Origin of the sequence: Paracoccus aminophilus JCM 7686 (assembly GCF_000444995.1) — a bacterium.
In the GTDB taxonomy this organism is placed as follows: Bacteria; Pseudomonadota; Alphaproteobacteria; order Rhodobacterales; family Rhodobacteraceae; genus Paracoccus; species Paracoccus aminophilus.
Window position 1 is genome coordinate 66,470 of record NC_022043.1, and the last position, 19,189, is coordinate 85,658.

Below are 19,189 nucleotides of genomic sequence, written 5' to 3' on the forward strand. Positions count from 1 at the left end.
CGCCTCGCGCGGCAGGTCGACACCCCACCCACCCCATTCAGCAGAAAGACCACGATCATGAAACTGACCGGCTATGCCGATCGCCTCAGTGTGCGTCCCGGCGAAACAATCCGCTTCCATATCAACGCCGATCTCAAGGGCGAGTATGATGCCCAGCTCGTCCATCTGATCAACGGCAACACCAATCCGCGCGGCCCCGGCCTGATCGAGAAGCCGCAAAAGGCCGCGTTCAACGGCGCGCATCCGGCGCGGCGTCAGAAGATCTACAGCGGCTCTTATGGCTATGTAGAGGATCTGCCGCAATTCCATCTCGACAGCGTGACCCTGCAATGCTGGGCTTGGCCGACGATCCCGAAGACTGACCCCGGCTATTGGAAACACGGCGCGCAGGCCTTGATGTCGAAATGGTCCGAGGGCAAGGGCTATGGCCTCTTCATCGACGCCGAGGGACATGTCGAGTTTCGTATCAATGGGAAAAGCCTGCGCAGCCCGGTTCCGCTGCGCGACCATGCCTGGCATTTCATCGCGGCGAGCTATGACGGGGCGACCGGCAAGGCCGTGCTCTATTGCGAGCCGCAGATCCACTATGCGCTCGATCCGCAAAGCGAGGCCGCCAGTGCGAGCTGGAAGGAAAAGATCAAGACCCCCGCCGTGCCTTTCGTGATCGCAGGCAGTCCCGAGCGTCTGGACAAAGCCCCCGAGCCCGAGGCGCAGGCCTCGCGCCCCGAGGGCGTGGTGATCGCCAATCATTACAACGGCAAGCTCGACAGCCCCCGGCTTTGTAATCGCGCGCTGAGCCGGTTGGAAATCGAAACCATGAAAATGGGCGGGCAAAGCGCACAGGATGAACGACGCGGCTCGGGCCCGACGCCTGCGCTCAGCGAAGCTCTGGTCGGCGCTTGGGATTTCTCGGTTGGCATCGACACGATGACCGCCACCGATCGCGGGCCCTACCGGTTCGACGCCGTGCTGATCAATGCCCCGACCCGCGCCCTGACCGGCCATAACTGGGACGGGCATGTCTTCGACTGGAAACAGGCGCCGCAGCAATATGGCGCGATCCATTTTCACGACGACGATCTCGATGATGCGCGCTGGCAGGTCGATTTCTCTTGGGAGGTGCCGAAGACCCAGAAAAGCGCGACCTATGCCGTCAAGCTGACCAGCGCCGAGGGCCACGAGGATTACATTCCCTTCTTCGTCACGCCCTGGCCCGGCAAGCCCACCGCGAAAATCGCGGTCATCATGCCGACGACCAGCTATATCGCCTATGCCAACGAGCACCTTGCCAATAACGCGGGCGGGGCCGAGTTGCTGGTCTATCGCGTGCCGGTCATGCAGCAACAGAACATGTATCTGTCCGAGCATCGCGAATATGGCGGCTCGGTCTATGACACCCATACCGATGGCAGCGGGCTCTGTCTGTCGTCGCGGCTGCGCCCGATCCTCAGCATGCGGCCGAAATACGACCACTTCCTGTCGCAGGCCCCGTGGCAATATCCGGCGGATCTTCATCTGATCTGCTGGCTCGAAATGAAGGGCTATGATTACGACGTTCTGACCGACGAGGACGTGACCTATGACGGGTTGCGCCTGCTCGAAGGCTATAACGTCCTGATCACCGGCTCGCATCCCGAACATGTCGTGGGCAGCCAGCTTGATGCTTTGCACAATTACAAGCAGCGCGGCGGGCGGCTGATGTATATGGGGGCGGATGGGTTCTACTGGGTCCATTCCTATCATCCCGCCTATGAGGATCGCGGGCGCGGCGTCCTGACAGAGATGCGCCGCTGCGAATCCGGGATCCGCACCTGGCGCGCCGATCCGGGCGAATATTACCATCAGGGCAGCGGTGAGCTGGGCGGCATGTGGCGCTATCGCGGACGTTATCTCCATACGGTCGGCGGCACGGGCATGTCGGCGGAAGGGTTTGATATTTCGACCTATTACAGCCGAACCCCGGAAAGCCTCGATCCGCGCGTCGCTTGGGCTTTCGAGGGCATCGGCTTCGACGAAAAGCTTGGCAACTTCGGCCTTGTCGGCGGCGGTGCGGCCGGGCTTGAGCTGGATATCGTCGACACCATGCTCGGCTCGCCGCCCCATACGCTGGTCGTCGCGACCTCGGCGGGGCGTCATACCGAGTGCTATCTGCTGGTGATGGAGGATTTCGGCTTCAACCAGCAAGGGCTCGATGGCACCCAGCATCCGCGCGTGCGCTCGGATATTGCCTTCCACGAGACGCCGAATGGCGGCGGCGTCTTTGCCTTCAGTTCGATTGCCTTCTGCGGCGCTTTGCCGTGGAACGACGGGGAAAACAATATCTCGCGCCTCGTCGGCAATGTGCTTGACCGCTTCATGCAGGACGGCGCGCTTCCAGCCGCGCCCGAGGAGGCGATCAAGCCGCGCGGCAGGGCGGAATATGTGCAGGACATTCCCGCCGCGCCAAGCGAGAGCCAGCCCTTCCGGCGCGCGGCCAAGGTGTGACCTGTGGCGCGGCTGCCCTTGATCCGGCGGCCGCGCGATTTCCTTGAGGAAAGCAAGCCATGACCATCCAAAGCCACAGCAAGGCAATCGCCACATCCTCCTTTCTTCTGCCAGAGGAGGGTCCTCCGGCCAGTGCCGATCCGGCGAGCGGGGCCCGCGATCCCTGGACCTCGCGGGCGCTCGTCGCGCTGGAAGACCAGCTGATCTGGTCGCGCGAATGGGTCGCGATCGGCTATGCCGCTCAGATTCCGGCTGTCGGGGATATCCTGCCCTTCACCGTCGGCAATCACGGCATCCATGTCGAGCGCATGGCCGATGGCAGCATTGCGGCGCGGTTCAACTTCGTCCAGCACGGCGGCTGTCGCAGCATTCCCCTGCAATGCCAGACCGGAACCAGAACGCGCTGCTCCTATCTCTCTTGCGGCTATAGCCGTGACCGGGTCGAGGGGTTTCCGACCTCGCTGAACCGCTCCGATCCGAGCGCGCATCATTTTCTGGGTTTTTCCGAAACGCCCGGCTTTCCCGTCGGTGTTCGGCTGGCCGGAGAGGTGATCCTCGTCCATCTGGGCGGGGCCAATCCGGCGGCGCAGGGGCCCGCGCCGATTGCGCTGCTGTCCGGCGAGGCGCAAAGCGCGACCCTCGAGCCCGCCTGCAACTGGAAATATCTCTGGCAGGCCGTGCTTGCGGAATTCGAGCGCGACGAAGGCGCGGGTTCGGCGCTGACCGGGCGCAATCGCGCCGGGCTGCGCCTGCGGGCCTATCCGCCCAATTTGCTCATCCTCGATGAAGAGGGCAGCCAGCTTTCCGCCACGCTCCAGCCGACGGGCATAAACCTGACCCTGCTGCGCCTTGCGCTGCGCGGGAAAGGGGGGGCGCCGCGTGCGCTTGGCCTGCTCGCGCGCTGCGCCGAACGGGCGAAGTTGGCGACGACGGCGGCTGATCTTGGCCGGAATGCCTTGCAGCGCGAGGTGATTGACTGGTTCGCGACGCGGTTGGGCCAATCGTTTTCGGTGCCCACCGAGGCAGGAGGAGGCCAATGAAATACAGCGTTCAACAGATCAAATACGAACTCCTTGGCTATATGAAGGCAATCGACGCGGATTTCCGTCATTGGACCATCGGCACCAGCGACGACCCTGCCGGAGAGATGCAGATTATTCCGGGCGCTGATCTCGACCGCGATCCGTGGATCTTCAAACCGGCGGTCAGCGCGATCGCGGCCCGAAACATCCAGAGCTATTTCACCGGGATACTCGCCTGCCGCCTGCCGCCGGGCGATGAGCAGCCCGAGGCGGGCAGCTGCGTTTTCGCGATCCGGTTGGTGATCCCCTACCAGCCGCCTTCGCCGCCGCCCGGGTCCTGACCCCGCTTTCACAAGGATGACCATGATGCTTGGATTTCTGCTGCTCTGGGTCGGCGCTGTCCTGTTTCTGAACGGGCTTTGGCTGATGGCCAAGATCGAGGATCGCGAGATCGTCGTGATCAATCTCGTCTCGGGTCTGGTCGCGGGGGCGGTGGCCGCGCAATCGATCTTTGGCCCGGCCGCCACGACCATCAGCATCCGCGCGGGCGCCCTGACTTTGCTTTTCGCCACGACCTACCTTTGGGTCGCCTATAATCGCTGGTCGGGCGTGAACGGGCGGGGGCTCGGTTGGTTCAGCCTCTTCGTCTCGATCACGCTGCTGCCGGAAATTCTGGGCGGCTTTCAGGCGGCCGCAAACGCCAGCGAGATCTGGCTCGCGCTCAACTGGCTGATCTGGGCGGTCCTGTGGTTCATGTATTTCCTGCTTCTGGCGCTTGGAAAGCCCATCCTGAAGCAAACCGCCTGGACGACCCTGATCGCGGGGATTGTCACGGGCTGGCTGCCGGGTTTGCTGCTGCTTTATGATCGGATGTGAGGGCACGGGCGGAGGGATGTGGGCCGCCGAAATGTCAATGCGATGTGCCCATTTGGCTTGTATCCCACCTGGTGGCCCGAGAGCAGCGTCGGCAAACTGATCGAAGTGGCGCTTTGCATGCTCGGCATCAGTGGCCAGCGAGATCCTGACGCGTTAGCAGCTCAACGAGCTTGGCAGCCGCCGCATCAGGATCAGCACCGCCAGCACTGCGGGGATCAGTGCAGCCGAGAAGGACTGGACGGCTGCCGAAAGGCCGACATAGGTCGCGAGATAGCCCACAGCGATCATCGGCATGCCGATGCCAAGATAGACGATGACGTAATAGGTCGAGACGGTCTCGGCGCGGTGCTCTGGCGGCGCGCATCGGGTAATTTCCGCAAGGCTGCCCAGAAAGATGAGCCCGTATCCGTATCCGGCGATGCAAGCGGCAATGATCAGCAGGCCAAGCGGGGATTGGCGCCCGCCGAGGATCAGATAAATCAGACCAGGCAAGAGCAAGAGCAGTCCAAACCGCTGCAACGGCGTCGCGGGTCCCTCCCGTCCGAGGATCTGGGCAAGGATCGACGCCGTGAGAAAGACGCTGGTGCTGCCCCCCGGGGGCCGCCAGCTTGACGCGTCCCGACAGTTCGATGCATAGGCCGACCCCACTCTGCAGAAAGATGTCCTCCATCTCCTTGGGGGCCGAGGGCTGGCGCGGTTTCCATGGATGCCGGGCGGCGGTGTCGGGAATGGTGAATAGAAGGGCGAGGGCGATCAGCAGCAAGACGGTTTCGAAGAGATAGGGCGTGACGAAAGGTGCAGGCCCGTATGGTGCAAGGATGCTCGAAACGAGCGGCCCGATCGCCAAGCCTGCCGCCGAGGTGGCTGCGGCGATCAGAGCGGCTGATTGAGGGATCTACCTCACCGGTCAGGGCGGTCAGGGCGCCCGAAGACGCGCCGACGACATATCCCTGAAGGATGCGGGTCCAGAAAAGCCACGCCGTGCCGGTCGCAAAAAGCAGGACCAGTATCGCGCGGCGCCCCAGTGCATCCGTAAGCGGCCCGACAATCAGCAGGGCTGGAATGAGCGTCGCGACATATGCGGCGAAGATCGGCCTAGTGACGAAAGGGCTGTGGCCAAAGGCGTGCTCGTAGCCGTGGTCAAGGGGTGCCGGGAAGCTGGTGTCGACCAGCAAGACAAAGAGCGCGAAGGCGGCTTTTCCGAGGTTCCAGGGAACGGGAGAGCGGGATCATTGGGTTTGGTTCACGACATGCGGCATGATAGATCCGCCCGCGACTGAGCGGGCGTCAGTCTCAGTGAATCTCTGTCGATCTGTGAGTCTCGCCAGATGCCCGGCCTAACCTTCAGCGCGCAGTCCCTCGCGGTAGAGCCGAAGAAGAAGCGCGTTAGCGAAGCTCCTGATGTCCGGCGCGAAGAGCTACTTCAGGCGGCATCAGCGCTGTTCACCGAAAAGGCGTCGCCGAGACCGGGATTGGCGATATCACCTGCCGCATCGGCGTCGCGCGCGGGACATTCTATCTTTACTTCAAATTCAAGGACGAAATCGTTTCCGCACTTTGGCAGCGCTATGTGTCGGGCTTTATGACCTTAACCGACGCTCTGATAACCGGGCCAGAGCACAGCCCCGGGCTACGGTTGGTCGCGTTTTTGATGCGCCTGACCGAACATGCGTTGGATCACATCCATCTGCACCGTACAATCTACGGCGCGGCCGATGCCCCGGCGAGCGCGCTGTGCAAACGCTCTGACGAGGCGATTCTCGAGCGCCTGATCGGCATCCTCGACGACCAGCCGGATCTTGCTCCCGGCGTGCCGACCGACACGACCGCCGCGCTGCTGTTTCATGCGCTCGACGGCGCGCTTCACCAAAAAATCATGCGTGATCGTCAGATCGACCGCGATGCTTTTCCGGCCGAACTGCGTCATTTTATTGTGAAATTCATGACCATTGAGGGCCGCTGCGGCGTAAGCAGAAGCTGAGCTTTACGCCTGATATTGCCCCGCGCGTCGCCCAACGCACCCACGCAATTTTTGAGAAGTCGCGAGCTCCGCTCAACGGTTAGGCTCTTTCGAAGGCCAAGGCCGGAACAGGGGGCGGAAGTGTGTCGATTGCGGCTTGCGGGCTCAAGGCAGGACGGAGCAAAGGGGCGGTGGCCTTATGTCTCGGCTGGCTGGTGCTCGGGATCTTGGGTGCAATCCCCTCTGCCCATGCCGAGACCGCGTCCGACCTCACCAGGTTGCTTGCCTTGCGCGACGATCAGGTTGCGCCCGCAAAAGCCGAAACCGAGGTCGAGCGGCAAGTAACGCAGATGGCCAAAGGCATCGTCGGCGCTTGAGGCGCGCGATGTCGAGGCGCTGCGGCCCTATTACTCCTTCGATCCGCAGAATGTGTTTTTCGGACCGAATGCCATCGTCGCGCAGGGCGGCGATGCCTTTTTGCAGATGCAGGCTTTGATTCTGAAGAATTTCGATCACGTCGAAATCGGCATCAGCAATCTGGAGGTGCAGGATTACGAACCGATTGCGATCATGACCGCAGAGGGCACCGCCGTCGTCGAAATCAGCGGCCTCGCGGCGAGGTAGCCATTCCGCTGGACGCTTGTCGCCCGGCATTTCCCCGACGGCGCGTGGCGGGTCGTCCATGAGCATTATTCTAGCCAACCATCCGAAGACTGACCGAAGGCGACATTCGTCGCAGAGCCCAACAGGAGAAAGAGATGCAGCTTATCAAACGCATGATCCTTGGCAGCGGGGCAGTTCTGGCCCTGTCGCTTTCCGTCAGCGCGGGCGATCTGAGCACGCCGATTGCACCGGAAAATCAGGCCAAGATCGACAGCCTTCTCGAACGGATGAAAACGATGGATGTTAACGCGATGCCGAGCCTTTCGGTCCAGCGTTTCACCTTGCCCTCGGCGGGCGTCGACGTGCTGCGTGCCAAAGTCGAGGAAACCTATACGATCGACGGCATCGGCCGCGATACGGTCGAGCTTTCAGGCTGGATCGCGGTGGTCCACAGCGATCCGGTTTCGATCGAGCCGGGGCAGGCGCCGCGCTGGGGTAATGCACAGGTCGGAACCGAATTCGTCGGCCTTTCCCTCAAGGGCGAAAGCGCGCTCTTTGGTCCGATAGAGGTCTCGCTCAATCCCGACATGCCCGCGATTGGTCGGGTCGGCGCCTGGCCCGACGGCAAAGTGCCGCCCGCGTTCCTAACCATGGTCGGCGTCGATCAAAGCGATATCGACGAGATGGGGCGCCCGACCTGCAAACCGCCGAAGGGCAATTCTCCGCCCGAGAATGCGCCCTGCACCTGTCTTGCACCGCTGGCCGTTTCTGTGCGGATGCCGAGCCTGAAGCTTGAGATGAAGACCGACCGGCCCGTGGTCATGCAATCCTCGGTCGAGACCATTCCCCCGGTCGGCTATGTCGCCTCGACCAGCGTCGAGCCGCGCGCTTTGATGAGCGATGGTCGCAAGGTCGGAGAGTTACGTTCGGCCCAAGTGAAGTTCCGCGAAATTATCCTGCATGAGCCCCTGAGCGGCGCGGGCTTTGACCAGCGCTTCGATCTGAAAACCGTGTCGAACGATTAGGCCGATCTTGCATCGGGCGGGGTCAGGCCCGCCCGATGCAAGATCGGGAGTGGGCGAAGCAACGATGAAAGACAAGCTGTGGATTACTGAAGCGCCAATCGCCCGTCCCGCCTTACGGGATGTCAGGCTGATTTTGGCGGGCGTTCTCGCGATCCTGCTCAGTCTTGTCCTGCTTGGCTTAGCTGCGGCATGCTGATTGAGGCTGTACGTGTCCCTTTCTCGGCTTGTTTCAGCGCATGCGAACGGTCTCGGGCGTCCCGAGTAATGTGGGGCGGTTCATGAGTGTGATGCGGATCTGAACCTGTGCATCCTGCCGGTCGAACTCTCTGGCCATGACGCGCTCATTCAGCAACTTGAGGCGCCTCATCTTGGCCGCGACACGACGCCGTCGGTGATATCCGGACCACTTCTTCCAGTTCGCCCGACCGAAGCGTTTGCGGGCCTGCAATACTTCCTTGCGTGCATTCAGACCCGGGTCGGGGCCCTTCCAGTCCCGGGCCTATCGTCGCGACGGTATGTTGGCATCGACACCTCGGGCGGGGTCTGCGCCAACGGGTCGGGCAGAACGCCCTGCCAGTTCGCTCGAATCGGTGGCGCCTCACCGGCGCGATATCGCCACCGCGCGACCTTCAAGGGTTTCGGCATCGATGCCGATGTGGATCTTGCGCCACTGCCTACGGCGGCTGGCCCCTTGCTTGCGAACCTGCCACTCGCCTTTGCCCGCGGGCTTAGGGCCGCTGCTGTCCAACAGCAGATGCAGGGGGCCGGACGCTGCACGATAGGGGATCTGCACCTTCAGATGCGTTTGCCTGCGACAGAGCGTCGTGCAATCCGGCACCGACCAGTTGAGACCGGACAGGCTTAGCAGGCTCTCTAGGAACGCAGCTGCTTGTCGGAGCGGTCGCCCGAACAGCACCTTGACCGAAAGGCCGACTTGGATGGTTGCGGCAGACACCTCTCAGGATGGTCTGGCCTGCCGTTCGGGCCGCGAAACATGACACCTCTGGGTCAAGCCATACCAAGAGCGCGCCGCGCCGCTTTAGAGCCTGGTTGTAGCAGGATCAGTTCGTCGTGCGGAAAAGGGGGGACGGGTTTGCTCATAGTGCCAGCCTAATCGGCTGATTCAAAATCATGAATCCGACGGCCAAGGAAGAGCGCAACAAAGCCATATCAATCTATCATCTGATCCTGCGCCACGAGCGCGGATTTGGTGCGGGCAGCGGCGAGATTGCGCGGCTCCAGTTCAAGAACCGTGCCAATGCGATCAGCCCGATCATTGTCGGCTCTTTTGATCGCCGCGCGCCGGTGGGAAGGCCTGCGAATTGGCGTTTTGTTCCGCCGTTGCGCAAGCCAGCACAGCTTGAACTGGCGGGAAAATACCTGCTGGCGGTGACGTTGCCGCTTTTTCCCAAGGTCTCAGATATGGTGTGCTTTCGTCCGCAACAGATTGGCTCGGTTCAGGCAAAAGGCACTGGCGCCGCACTTGAAATCGAGATGCGCGCACCGACGATTTTTGATCCGCCGATCACCTTGGCCATCCCCGCGCTTCTGTGCCGCAGGCACCGGAGGCGAGCCGCTCGGGCCGGGCTATCTGCCCAGATCGACGATAACGATCATTTGGCTTTTCGGCGACGGCGATCGGGGCTATGGCCCGGCTCCGAAGAGGGCCGCATTCGCGTCGAGGCGGGCCCCGGTCAGATGCAGAACAGGTCCGCCATGCAGGGCTCCAGTCTCACCTCGCGCCGCGATCTTGTCACCGGGATCGAGGCCATTCATGCGCGGTTCTCGGGTCATGCCTATGACATGCACACGCATGACGACGAATGGCTGGTCGGCGTGACCCATGCGGGCGTGCAGGATTTCTTCTGCCGAGGCAGTCGGCGGCAGAGCACGCGCGGCAAGGTCATCCTGATCGAGCCCGGCGAACGACACGACGGCCGTGCGGTCGAGGCGGGCGGGTTCTCCTATAGTATGCTCTACCTGCCGGCGCCTTGGGTGCGACATGCGCTTGGCAGCGATGCGGGCATTGGTTTTCGCCAGACCTTGGCCGAGGACGACCGGCTGGGCCAAGCGATTGTTGCAACCTGCCGCGCAATGCTGAAGGGGGGCGGCGCGCTGCAAATCGAAGAGCTTCGTGACCGCGTGCTCGGGCGGCTGCGCCAGCATCTGGGTGCCGCGCCTGCGCGCGCGGACCGCCCCGACCTTGGGCTCGCGGCGCGGGCGATGGCCTATTTGCAGGCCCATTTCGACACGGATCTGACCAGCGCCGATCTGGTTCAGGCGACGGGCGCGGACAGCCGCTTTCAGCTCGCGCGCGCGTTTCAGGCGCGCTACGGCACCTCGCCCCATGCCTGTCTGGTCGAGATCCGGCTGGCGCGAGCGCGGGCGCTTTTGCGCGCGGGTCAAGCCCCGGCAGAGGCCGCCGCTGCCTGTGGATTTGCCGATCAAAGCCATATGACCCGTTGGTTCCGGCGAGCCTATGGCATTGCTCCGGGGGCCTGGCAGCGGGGGCGCACAATCGTTCAAGACCACGCCTGACCGCGTGGGCTATTGCGGCCTCCCATCACGAAGAGGCCGCAGATGTTTGACACCAAAATCGCCATTCTGATCCAAACCGATCTAGAAAACTGGCAAAAACTGAACGTGACCGCGTTCCTTGCATCCGGGATGACAGCCGCGCTGCCCGATCTTCTGGGCGAGCCCTATATCGACGCCGCCGGGCGCGAACACGGGCGGCTTTTGGGCCAACCGATGCTGATTTTTGCGGGCGAGACCGATCTGCTGCAGCGCGTCTGGGCCAAAAGCATCGAGCGTGGTCTGGTTCGCGCAGCCTATGTCCGGGCGATGTTTGCGACCGGCCATGACAGTGCCAATCGCGAGGTCTTTCGCGCCGAACCCGCCGATGCCCCGGATCTGGTCGGGCTCGCCGTCTATGGCGCCAAAAAGGACGTGGATAAGGTGATCAAGGGCGCGAAGCTTCATCCCTGACGCGCGGCGCGGGTTACGACCTGGCTCAGCTGTGGCGTCAAAGTTGCGCGGACCAGACGCCACGCGCCTCGGCCGCGAAAATCCTTGAACCGCACCCGCTGCCGGGTCCAGATCGCGGCGGCGGGATTTGCGGGCATATCGAGCTTTATCCAAGGCCAACTGCCCGTTCGCCCGCCCAGAGCCTGAGGTTTCGGTCCCCGACCAGAGCGGTCTCACGGGATCGATAATATCTTAAACACTGATTTCTGGCCTCGATCCAAGGGCGGGACTATGGTCAAAGAGCCTGAGAAGCGGAGCGTTGTTGATGTCCTATGCCACTCAAGATGAACGATATTTTGTCAGTCTGGTTAATACAGCCCGGGCGGAAAAGGGGCTGAAGCCCCTGACCATTGAAAAGCATTTGAACGATTCCGCGGACAGCCACAGCAGATGGATGCTCGACGCCAATGTGTTCTCCCATACCGGGGAGCGGGGATCGAGCTCGAATGATCGGATGAAGGCCGCGGGCTTTGATCTTGCGGGCAATTGGATGACCGCGGAAAACATCGCTTATGTCACGATCCGGGGCGAGGACGATCTGCGCGACGAGGTGCGCCAGCTGCATCAGAACCTGATGAACAGCCCCGGCCATTACGCCAATATCATGAGCGATGCGGCCTTTATCGGCATCGGGCTTCAGGTCGGTTCTTTCCGCTCTGGCGGGCGCGATTACAAAGTCCTGATGGTGACGCAGAATTTTGGAAATACGCAAGGCGAGCTTTCGCTCGATACCGGTAATTTCGAGCGGGTCGCGGCGCCGAAGGTAGATTTCTCGATGATCGGTCGGGCGGAATGGCTGACCAGTTTCGACGGTAAGCTGTTTCTGGACGCAGGGCCTCAGGACCGAACCGCGCGGAATGATGATTACCGGCTGACGGGCAAGAATGACGTGGTTTCGGGCGGCGCGGGGGATGATTGGATCGCGGGCAATGGCGGTCATGACAAGCTCGACGGCGGCGCGGGCAATGATCATCTCTTTGGCGGGGCTGGCAATGACAAGCTGATCGGCGGGGCAGGCCATGACAGGCTGGTCGGCGGTGGCGGGCATGACCAGATTTTCGGCGGGGCCGGGGACGATATCATCTTTGGCGGCCTCGGGAATGATCGGCTCTTTGGGGGCGCCGGGCAGGACAAGATCAGCGGTGGTGCGGGGGCGGACCGGATCGACGGAGGCCCCGGCGATGACTGGCTTGCCGGAGATGCCGGGAACGACACGCTGATCGGGGGGCCGGGCAATGACACGCTGGTCGGCGGACGCGGCAATGATTTGATGAACGGCGGCGCGGGCGCGGATGTGTTCCTCTTCGAGCGCGGCTTTGGGCGCGACACGATTGTGGGGTTCGAACATGGCATCGACCGACTGTTCCTGACCGCTGATCTGGTCGGCAAGAATGGCCCGGACTATATTCTGTCCCATACCCGCGAGACCGCGACCGGCGTTGTCATCGACTTCGGCGCGCAGGGCTCGATCACCATTCAGGGCAAGGGGCTGACGGCCGCGGTAATCGCTGACGACATTTTCGTCGTCTGAGTGCTTTGCCTTCGGCGGCGAATGCTCGGAGGGGAGCACCGTCTGAGCGCGCCTTGGCGGTGATCTCGCTACGCGGCTGCCGTCTGAGCCGCATGACCAGTATTGGCTGATGTCGGCCCGGCCGGAGGCCTAGAGGGCGGGTGCCGCGCAGCGCGCCGGAATCTTCGCCCTCGGGTCTTTGCCCCGTCTGCCGCGCTGCCTATCTTGATGTGGGCCGCATCCTGGCCTTCACGCTATGGGAACGCAGATGAGCGCGGATCTTTTCTCGGGCGAGGATCCGATTCAGACCGGGCGCGAGACGCTCGCGCCGGGCGCTGTCATCCTGCGCGGTCGCGCCATCGCCACCGAGGCGCAGCTGCTCGAGGATATCGCCCGGATCAGCGCCGCCGCGCCCTTTCGCAATATGACGACGCCGGGTGGCTATAAGATGTCGGTCGCGATGACCAATTGCGGCGGCGCGGGCTGGGTCACGGATGCGCAGGGCTATCGCTATGCCCGAAACGATCCGCTTGGCGGTGCGCCTTGGCCCGCGATGCCCGCAAGCTTCCTGACGCTGGCCAAGGCCGCCGCCGCAGAGGCGGGCTTTCCCGGATTTGCGCCGGATGGCTGCCTGATCAACCGCTACGAGCCTGGCGCGAAGCTCTCGCTCCATCAGGACAAGGATGAGCAGGATCTGGGCCATCCCATCGTCTCGGTCTCGCTGGGATTGCCGGCGGTGTTTCAATTCGGCGGCCTGACGCGGGCGGCGCCGGTCCATCGCTATCCCTTGCTGCATGGCGATGTCGTCGTCTGGGGCGGCCCGATGCGGCTGGCCTATCACGGTATTCTCGCCCTGAAACCCGGCGAGCATCCGCGGGTTGGTCAGATCCGCCTGAACCTGACTTTCCGCCATGCGCTCTAGCCCGATCTCTCGTCCGAATTTGAAAGCAAGGACCGGAGTGAGCGCGGCAGGGGTGTGGCCTATCTTCGACCCATGGTTCAGACAATGAGGTCCAAGATGACCAGCCACTCCAAATTGATAGAAGCCGATCCGCGCTGGCACAGCGTGGTGGCGCGCGATGCCGGGGCCGATGGCCGCTTTGTGTTCGCGGTGAAAACCACGGGGATTTATTGCCGCCCGTCCTGTCCCTCGCGCCATGCAAGCCCGGCCAATGTCCGGTTTTTCGCGGTCCCGACCGAGGCCGAAGCTGCGGGCTATCGCGCCTGCCTGCGCTGTCACCCGAAGGGCCAGTCGCCCGCCGAGGCCAATGCCGCGCTGGTGGCCGAGGCCTGCCGCCTGATCGCCGAAGCCGATGAGCCGCCGAACCTTCAGGCGCTTGCCGACCGCCTCGGCATGAGCCCGCATCATTTTCACCGCCAATTCAAGGCGATGACAGGGCTCACCCCCAGAGCCTGGGGCGAGGCCGAGCGGGCGCGCCGTCTGCGCGACGGTCTTGCGGCGGGGGAAAGCGTCACTGGCGCGATCTATGGCGCGGGCTATAATTCGAGCAGCCGGTTTTATGAGAAATCCGCCGAGACTTTGGGCATGACCGCCTCGGCCTATCGCAAGGGCGGTGCGGCGGCGACGATCCGCTTTGCGCTGGCCGATTGCTCGCTTGGTGCGCTTTTGGTGGCGCAAAGCGATCGCGGCATCTGTGCGATCACGCTTGGCGACGATCCCGAGGCGCTTCTGCGCGAGCTGCAGGACCGCTTTCCCAAGGCCGAGCTGATCGGCGCGGATCCCGAATTCGAGAAGCTTGTCGCCGAGGTCGTGGGTTTTGTCGAAGCCCCTGCGATCGGTCTTGACCTGCCGCTCGACATTCGCGGCACAGCGTTCCAGCAGCGCGTCTGGCAGGCTCTGCGTGAAATCCCCTCGGGCGAGACGGCAAGTTATGCCGAGATCGCCACCCGGATCGGCGCGCCGAAATCGGTGCGCGCGGTGGCGCAGGCCTGCGCGGCGAACCGGCTTGCCGTGGCGGTGCCCTGCCATCGGGTGCTGCGCAGCGATGGCGCGCTCTCGGGCTATCGCTGGGGCGTCGAGCGCAAGCGCCAGCTTCTCGCCCGCGAGGCCAGCGCATGAGCCCGGTCGAAAGCGTGGTTGAAAGCCCGATTGCAATTTCGGTCGAGAGCCGGGTTCAGGCACAGGATTGGCAAGCACTGCGGCGCGAGCTCGACGGCTTTGGTGCCGCCATCCTGCCCGGCCTACTGAGCGCCGAGGAATGCGACGGGATCGCCGGGCTTTATCCCCAAGAGCGCCATTTCCGCAGCCATATCCATATGGCGCGCCATGGTTTCGGGCGGGGCGAATACCGCTATTTCGCCTATCCGCTGCCCGGGCTGATCGCCGATCTGCGCAAGGCGCTTTATCCCCGCCTCGCGCCGGTCGCGAATGATTGGGCGATGCGGATGGGCGGTGCGACGCCCTATCCGGCGGAGCATGCCGATTTTCTGGCCGCCTGTCACGCGGGCGGCCAGACCCGCCCGACGCCTTTGCTGCTGCAATATGTCGAGGGCGATTATAACTGCCTGCATCAGGATCTTTACGGGGCGCTCGCCTTTCCCTTGCAGGTCGCCGTTCTGCTCTCCGAGCCCGGGCGTGATTTCACCGGCGGCGAGTTCGTGCTGACAGAGCAGCGCCCCCGCATGCAAAGCCGGGCCGAGGTGGTGCCTTTGCGCCAGGGTGATGCGGTGATCTTCGCGGTCCATAACCGCCCGGTGCAGGGCAGTCGCGGCAGCTACCGCGTCAACCTGCGGCACGGGGTCAGCCGGTTGCGCTCGGGGCGGCGCCATACTTTGGGGATCATCTTTCACGACGCGCTCTGACGCGCGCGCCTCAAGACTGGCCACCTCAAGACCGGCCGCCGCAGATCCGTGGCGGCCGGTTCGCGGCGCTTTCTGCGATCAGCGGGTGCGCTCGACCAGAATATCGGCCTGTTTGGCTTCGCCCGGCACATAGGGGTGATGGGTCGTGTTGATGAACAAGAGCTTGCCCTGATCGCTGATCCGCGCTTGCAGCGCATAGCTGTGGCCGCTCTCGATCCGCGCGGGATCATAGCTCAGCACATAGGGGATCGGCACCTGACTCTTGGGCTGGATCGTGGTCTCCGCCAAGGTGATCGAGGGGGCATCGGCGCGCGAGACATCGACGAGCTGCACCGAAACCTCGGCTCCGGGCGGCAGGGCCATGCGCTCGCGATAGATGACCGAGCCGCTCACGGTCTCGGTCTTGGCGGCAGGGGCCTCGCAGGCGGCCAGCGACAGCACGGCGGCGGCGACCAATGGGGCGGAAATTACGCGTTGAAACATTGACATCTCCCGAATTGCGGCTTGGCCCAAGGCTATGCGGCGTGGCCCGAGGCGGCAATGACAAACGTCTTTCGCCGCAAAACGTCGCCGCGCGCCACGCAGCGTCACAATCTTGACGCGACTTGCGTCGATTGACTTGTTCGAGGCGCCGCTCTCGGACAAAAGGAGGGCAAGCCTTGCGGCCGGCCCCAAGCGGCGGGCGCGACCCGGACCATCAGCGGAGACAGAACGTGACAGGACAGAAATTCATGTCGGAGGTCTCGGTTCTGGCCATTCTGGTCGGGCTGCTTCTCGCGGCGGCCTCGCTGACGCCCTCGCTGATCCCGCGCGACATGCTGTTTCAGGGCGTGCTCGCGGGCGCATCGACTGCGGTCGGCTATCTTTGCATGCGCTTCTTTCTGGCGCTGTGGCGCGCGCTCGAGATCCCCGAGCTTGGCGGACGTCCGGCACGCATCGCGCTGACCATTCTCGCCATTCCGGTGCTGGCCACTCTGGTGTTTTGCATCTCGCAGGCGCGGATGTGGCAAAACAGCATCCGCTCGCGCATGGGGCTGCCTGATCTCGAGGCGACGAGCACGGTCAAGATGCTTCTGGTGGCGCTGGCGGTGTTTCTGGTGCTCTTCGCGATCGGTCTGGCGGTGCGCGGGCTGTTTCGCATCCTACGCGACCGGCTCGCGCGCTATATCCCGGCCCGCAGCGCCAATGTGCTTGGGCTCTTGCTGTCGGCGGTCTTGCTGATTGTCGTGACGCGCGACGGCGTGGTCAATGCCGCGCTGAAGGTCGCCGACCAATCCTATGTCGCGGCGCAGCGCCTGACCGATCCGGCGACCCCGGCCCCGGCGCAAAGCTGGAAATCCGGCTCGGCACCTTCCGAGATCCGCTGGGACATGATGGGCGCGCCGGGGCGGGATTTCGTCGAAAGCGGCCCCTCGCGCGCCGATATCGAGGCCTTCAACCACCGTCCCGCGCAAGAGCCTTTGCGGATCTATGTCGGTCTGGCCGAGGCCGATCATGCGCAGCGCCGCGCCGAGATCGCTTTGGCCGAGATGATCCGCGTCGGGGCGTTCGAGCGCAAGATCCTGGTGGTCGCGAGCCCGACCGGCACCGGCTGGATGGATCCGGCGAGCTATGATGTGCTGGAATATATGCATGACGGCGATGTCGCGACGGTGGCCGCGCAATATTCCTATCTGCAAAGCCCGCTCGCCCTGATTTTCGAGACCGATTCCGGGCTCGAACAGGCCGAGGCCCTGATGCATGTCGTCTATGACCATTGGGCGCGCCTGCCGCCCGACCGGCGGCCGAAGCTTTACATGCATGGGATCTCGCTTGGTGCCTGGTCGTCGATGTATGCGTTCAACGTCTTCCAGATGATGAACGAGCCGATCGACGGCGCGCTTTGGGTCGGCCCGCCCTTCCCCTCGACGTTGTGGAATCAGGCCAATTCGGCGCGCGATCCGGGCACGCCCTTCGTTCTGCCCGAGCTCGATGAGGGCCGCGTCATTCGCTATGCCAGCCAGTTCGCCAAGCCCCTGCGCTCGGGCAAGCCCTGGGGTCGGATCCATATCCTCTTCCTGCAATATGCCAGCGATCCGATCACCTTCTACGCGCCGAGCGGCTTCTGGCGCGCCCCGGTCTGGATGCATGAGCCGAAGGCGCCCGATGTCTCGCCGCTGCTGTCCTTCACGCCTCTGGTGACGCAGCTTCAGCTGACGGTCGATCTGCTGTTCAGCACCGTGCCGCCGCCCGGCTTTGGCCATACCTATCATGCCCATGACTATATTGACGCCTGGGCCGCGGTGACCGAGCCTGCGGGCTGGTCCGAGGCGGCGGCCGCGGCGCTCAAGGGGCATTGTGGTCAGGGAGAGATGCTGGGATGCGCAAACGGGTCCTGATCGGTGGGCTGATCGTTCTGGGGGTGCTGATCGCCGCGCTTGCGGGCAATACCGCGCGCAATGCCGCGCGCTGGCAGCCGCTGACCGAGACCCCGACCGAGCGCGCCGCGCTGCTCGCCCCGGGCTGGCGGCTGGTGAAGCCCGAGGGGCCGGGCCCGTTCAAGGCGGCCGTGCTGATGTCGGGCTGCGACGGGGTCCACGACAATATGGATCTCTGGGCGGGCGAAATGGTCCGGCTTGGCCGCGCGGCGCTGATCGTCGACAGCCACGGCCCGCGCGGGCTTGATCAGTTGCAGGCCTGGCGCGCGGTTTGCGCGGGGCAGGTGCTGACCGGGGCCGAGCGGGCGGGCGATATTGCGGTTGCGATCAAGGCGCTCAGCTCGCTGCCCGAGATCGACCCGCATGAGATCGCGCTGATCGGGGCCTCGCATGGCGGCTGGTCGGTGATGGAGCTTCTCGACCTTCTCGGCAGCGACGCGCCCCCGCCCGGCCTCTCGGATTGGCCCGAGCCGCGCGCGGTGCTGTCCGCCCGGATCGGCCCGGCGGTGATGCTCTACCCCTACTGTGGCCTCTTGAGCGGCGCGGCCGAGGCGCGCTGGCCCGCGCAGGTGCGCGGCCTGATGCTGCTGTCGCAAAATGACAGCATCGTCGATCCGCAGAAATGCCGGACGATGTCCGAGGGCCTGATCGCTCTGGGCGATGAGGTCGAGGTCGTGACGCTCGCCGGGGCGGATCACGGTTTTGACCAGAATGACCGCTCGTTCCTGTCGACGCTGAAATTCGATCAAGGGCTGGTCGATCAGGCCAAGGCGCTGATTGTGCCCTTCATTCTGGAATATGGATCGCGCTGATTCAATCCAGCAGGCGGCGCCGGACGGCTTCGCGCGCGGCCTCGGCCCGGCTCGAGATATTGAGCTTAGAATAGACCGATTTCACATATTGCGCGACCGTATGTTCCGAGATCGCCAGCAGCAGCGCGATGTCGGAAATCTTCAACCCCAGCCCCAGCTCGCGCAGGACCTGCGTTTCGCGCCGCGACAGATGAACCGAGGGCGGGCCGGTCTCTGGTCCCGGTGGCGGCGGCGCGCGCAGGCGGTCGATGTAATCGAGTTTCGCGCGGACAGCGGCCTCGAGCAGATCGAAATCGACAGGTTTGACAAGATAGTCATTCGCGCCCAGCCTGCGGGCGCGGATCTGGCTGTCGCGATCGCTGAGCGCGGTCAGGAAAATGAAGGGCAGCACGCCGGTTTCGGGGCTTTGGCGCAACTGGTCCAGCACTTCGAAGCCACTGCGCTCGGGCATCATAATATCGCAAATGATCAGATCGGGCCGCAGTCGCGCGATTTGATCCTCAGCTTCGCGCGGGTGAGGCGTGCCATGGGCATCAAATCCCAGCGCCGTCAGCTCTTCGACCAGCTCGCCAAGCAGATGCGGCTCATCCTCGATACACAGGATGACGGGGCGTTCGGGCGCGGGCATCG

Annotated in this window: 18 protein-coding genes and 2 pseudogenes; 15 read left to right on the forward strand and 5 right to left on the reverse strand. The window is 63.7% G+C overall.

Annotated features, from left to right (window positions below):
• Positions 1-57: 57 nt before the first annotated feature.
• From JCM7686_RS20370 to JCM7686_RS20385, 4 genes are read left to right on the forward strand one after another with little or no spacing between them, the layout of a single operon-like run.
• A complete protein-coding gene (locus JCM7686_RS20370) occupies positions 58-2,484 on the forward strand; it encodes a N,N-dimethylformamidase beta subunit family domain-containing protein (RefSeq protein WP_020952902.1) in 2,427 nt (808 codons plus the stop codon).
• A 59-nt stretch (positions 2,485-2,543) separates the two neighbouring features.
• A complete protein-coding gene (locus JCM7686_RS20375) occupies positions 2,544-3,524 on the forward strand; it encodes a Rieske (2Fe-2S) protein (RefSeq protein WP_020952903.1) in 981 nt (326 codons plus the stop codon).
• Positions 3,521-3,847 (forward strand): hypothetical protein, encoded by a 327-nt coding sequence (locus JCM7686_RS23675; RefSeq protein WP_020952904.1) that lies wholly within the window; start codon positions 3,521-3,523, stop codon positions 3,845-3,847. Before JCM7686_RS20375 ends, JCM7686_RS23675 begins: the two co-directional genes overlap by 4 nt.
• A 22-nt stretch (positions 3,848-3,869) precedes the next feature.
• Positions 3,870-4,382: an AmiS/UreI family transporter gene (locus tag JCM7686_RS20385; RefSeq protein ID WP_020952905.1), complete on the forward strand. Its 513-nt coding sequence runs from the start codon at positions 3,870-3,872 to the stop codon at positions 4,380-4,382.
• Between the two features lie 153 nt (positions 4,383-4,535).
• Here JCM7686_RS20385 and JCM7686_RS23680 read toward each other — a convergent pair whose 3' ends face one another.
• On the reverse strand, positions 4,536-4,874 hold the full coding sequence (locus JCM7686_RS23680) for an MFS transporter (protein ID WP_148292707.1): 339 nt from the start codon (positions 4,872-4,874) through the stop codon (positions 4,536-4,538).
• Between the two features lie 940 nt (positions 4,875-5,814).
• Between JCM7686_RS23680 and JCM7686_RS25205 the strand changes: the two are divergent.
• Positions 5,815-5,928, forward strand: a pseudogene (locus tag JCM7686_RS25205) (TetR/AcrR family transcriptional regulator); the annotation flags it as partial.
• Between the two features lie 105 nt (positions 5,929-6,033).
• Positions 6,034-6,363 (forward strand): hypothetical protein, encoded by a 330-nt coding sequence (locus tag JCM7686_RS24990; protein WP_236635912.1) that lies wholly within the window; start codon positions 6,034-6,036, stop codon positions 6,361-6,363.
• A gap of 249 nt (positions 6,364-6,612) precedes the next feature.
• Here JCM7686_RS24990 and JCM7686_RS25240 read toward each other — a convergent pair whose 3' ends face one another.
• Entirely contained in the window at positions 6,613-7,026 is a 414-nt protein-coding gene (locus JCM7686_RS25240; RefSeq protein ID WP_148292708.1) for a hypothetical protein, read from the reverse strand.
• A gap of 74 nt (positions 7,027-7,100) precedes the next feature.
• Here JCM7686_RS25240 and JCM7686_RS20410 point away from each other — a divergent pair, with 74 nt between their 5' ends.
• Positions 7,101-7,970 carry a DUF6073 family protein gene (locus tag JCM7686_RS20410; RefSeq protein ID WP_020952908.1) on the forward strand — a complete coding sequence of 290 codons (870 nt, stop codon included), beginning with the start codon at positions 7,101-7,103 and terminating at the stop codon, positions 7,968-7,970.
• A 229-nt stretch (positions 7,971-8,199) separates the two neighbouring features.
• On the opposite strand, the pseudogene JCM7686_RS24180 reads toward JCM7686_RS20410, so the two are convergent.
• A pseudogene (locus JCM7686_RS24180) lies at positions 8,200-9,067 on the reverse strand (transposase); the annotation flags it as partial.
• Positions 9,068-9,686: 619 nt separating this feature from the next.
• Here JCM7686_RS24180 and JCM7686_RS20420 point away from each other — a divergent pair.
• The 6 genes from JCM7686_RS20420 (at position 9,687) to JCM7686_RS20445 (ending at position 15,330) form a co-directional block, all read left to right on the forward strand.
• Positions 9,687-10,508, forward strand: a complete 822-nt coding sequence (locus JCM7686_RS20420; RefSeq protein ID WP_041528317.1) for an AraC family transcriptional regulator — start codon at positions 9,687-9,689, stop codon at positions 10,506-10,508.
• Between the two features lie 42 nt (positions 10,509-10,550).
• Complete coding sequence (locus tag JCM7686_RS20425) at positions 10,551-10,958, forward strand: DUF2000 domain-containing protein (RefSeq protein WP_020952911.1); 408 nt, start codon at positions 10,551-10,553, stop codon at positions 10,956-10,958.
• A gap of 304 nt (positions 10,959-11,262) precedes the next feature.
• Complete coding sequence (locus JCM7686_RS23695) at positions 11,263-12,528, forward strand: CAP domain-containing protein (RefSeq protein ID WP_020952912.1); 1,266 nt, start codon at positions 11,263-11,265, stop codon at positions 12,526-12,528.
• Between the two features lie 247 nt (positions 12,529-12,775).
• Positions 12,776-13,429, forward strand: coding sequence for a DNA oxidative demethylase AlkB (gene alkB, locus JCM7686_RS20435; protein ID WP_020952913.1), 654 nt, complete (start codon positions 12,776-12,778; stop codon positions 13,427-13,429).
• 96 nt (positions 13,430-13,525) lie between these two features.
• On the forward strand, positions 13,526-14,587 hold the full coding sequence (gene ada, locus JCM7686_RS20440; RefSeq protein ID WP_020952914.1) for a bifunctional DNA-binding transcriptional regulator/O6-methylguanine-DNA methyltransferase Ada: 1,062 nt from the start codon (positions 13,526-13,528) through the stop codon (positions 14,585-14,587).
• Positions 14,584-15,330 carry a 2OG-Fe(II) oxygenase gene (locus tag JCM7686_RS20445; protein WP_020952915.1) on the forward strand — a complete coding sequence of 249 codons (747 nt, stop codon included), beginning with the start codon at positions 14,584-14,586 and terminating at the stop codon, positions 15,328-15,330. Before ada ends, JCM7686_RS20445 begins: the two co-directional genes overlap by 4 nt.
• Before the next feature lie 78 nt (positions 15,331-15,408).
• Here the strand turns inward: JCM7686_RS20445 and JCM7686_RS20450 are convergent, their stop codons facing one another.
• A complete protein-coding gene (locus tag JCM7686_RS20450; RefSeq protein WP_020952916.1) occupies positions 15,409-15,813 on the reverse strand; it encodes a YbaY family lipoprotein in 405 nt (134 codons plus the stop codon).
• A 230-nt stretch (positions 15,814-16,043) separates the two neighbouring features.
• On the opposite strand from JCM7686_RS20450, the gene JCM7686_RS20455 reads away from it, so the two are divergent.
• Together JCM7686_RS20455 and JCM7686_RS20460 are read left to right on the forward strand one after the other, a co-directional pair.
• Positions 16,044-17,708, forward strand: a complete 1,665-nt coding sequence (locus JCM7686_RS20455) for an alpha/beta hydrolase (RefSeq protein WP_020952917.1) — start codon at positions 16,044-16,046, stop codon at positions 17,706-17,708.
• On the forward strand, positions 17,690-18,559 hold the full coding sequence (locus JCM7686_RS20460) for a dienelactone hydrolase family protein (protein WP_020952918.1): 870 nt from the start codon (positions 17,690-17,692) through the stop codon (positions 18,557-18,559). The genes JCM7686_RS20455 and JCM7686_RS20460 overlap by 19 nt, the downstream gene beginning before the upstream one ends.
• Before the next feature lies 1 nt (position 18,560).
• On the opposite strand, the gene JCM7686_RS20465 is transcribed toward JCM7686_RS20460, so the two are convergent.
• Positions 18,561-19,187, reverse strand: a complete 627-nt coding sequence (locus tag JCM7686_RS20465; RefSeq protein WP_020952919.1) for a response regulator transcription factor — start codon at positions 19,185-19,187, stop codon at positions 18,561-18,563.
• Between the last annotated feature and the right edge of the window lie 2 nt (positions 19,188-19,189).